The 1,047-nt window shown below is 48.3% G+C and carries 2 protein-coding genes; both read right to left on the reverse strand.

Annotated features, from left to right (window positions below; genetic code table 11):
* Window positions 1–85 precede the first annotated feature (85 nt).
* The gene (locus ADK28_RS19635) at window positions 86–730 is read right to left on the reverse strand and encodes an HNH endonuclease (RefSeq protein WP_048796449.1); all 645 of its coding nucleotides are present in this window, start codon (window positions 728–730) and stop codon (window positions 86–88) included.
* A complete protein-coding gene (locus ADK28_RS19640; RefSeq protein ID WP_048796150.1) occupies window positions 727–957 on the reverse strand; it encodes a hypothetical protein in 231 nt (76 codons plus the stop codon). The genes ADK28_RS19635 and ADK28_RS19640 overlap by 4 nt, the downstream gene beginning before the upstream one ends.
* Window positions 958–1,047 lie beyond the last annotated feature (90 nt).

Here is a 1,047-nt window from a genome sequence, read left to right on the forward strand (position 1 = left end):
ACAGGGTAATAGCGAAACAGCGCACCGACAGGGAAACGCGTATTGAATTGCTCAACGGAAATACCTTTCAGTAAATGGGGCATGTTCATACAGACCTCCTGCGGCTGGTGCGCTGAGACTCAAGTTGATTAATGTGATTTTTCAGCATGATCCTGGCATACAACGCCGGTGCCAGCGCTTTCGGCGCATCCCCACCTCCGGCTCTTATGAATATCGATTTAATGTGCAACGGTGCGAGCCGGAGATTACCAATCTGGTTATTTTGCACATCGTTATCCAAATGAATAACGCCATAACCGGTGGGAAGCGGCCCGTTGACACACTCCCACACGTAAACGTCGAGGCGCATTCGCTTACCGTTGGCGTAGATATATTTCAGCCCTTTACCCGTTCCATGTCTGCATTTTTGATTCCATCCTCTGCCAGCCATTGTTTTCTTGATGGCGTCTACGGTTTTTTTATCACCAAACCGCTCATTAAACATCTGCGTCAATTTTTTCCATCCAACCGCTCTATTGGCAAAAAGGTAAGTTAATTGCTGTTCGCTATAATGAAATTGTTTTGCAACATACCGATCTAACCCACGCTGACGTAACACTTCTCTCATCGTGCCTTGTCTTTTATTTGTCCCAAATTCGTAGTTGAACAAATCGGTAATTTCGCGAAACGTTTTCCCTTTGCAATGAACTTCCAGAAATAAATTTTGCGCGTCAGTATATTTTTGGCTCATTCTTCTATCCCCAACACTTTAGGCACCCGACCCGCATAACCGTCATACACTGCTCTTTGCGCGTCGAGCGCTACGCGGTACGTTTGGATCACCGTCCCAGCAACCTCAGACATGGCCTTGGCGCGGGCGATTTCTTCCTGTAGCGCTTCACCTTTCAGTTCTGGGCTGGACAGACTCTCCAGCATCATGAACTGGTGATTAACCAAATCAGCGAGTGTATTTTTCATGCCGCACCACCAAGCCGAAGCTGTTCAGCACCATCCACACCGTGATTCAGCCTGGCATTTTGCCCAGCACGGAACCCGGCACCGCGTGCA

It is taken from the genome of Serratia sp. 506_PEND (genome assembly GCF_001076875.1).
Classification (GTDB): domain Bacteria; phylum Pseudomonadota; class Gammaproteobacteria; order Enterobacterales; family Enterobacteriaceae; genus Serratia; species Serratia marcescens.

What these genes read in the sequence shown, in the direction of transcription:
- ADK28_RS19635 (WP_048796449.1), bottom strand. Translation starts at nt 730, where the DNA reads ATGAGCCAAAAATATACTGACGCGCAAAATTTATTTCTGGAAGTTCAT.
- ADK28_RS19640 (WP_048796150.1), bottom strand. Translation starts at nt 957, where the DNA reads ATGAAAAATACACTCGCTGATTTGGTTAATCACCAGTTCATGATGCTG.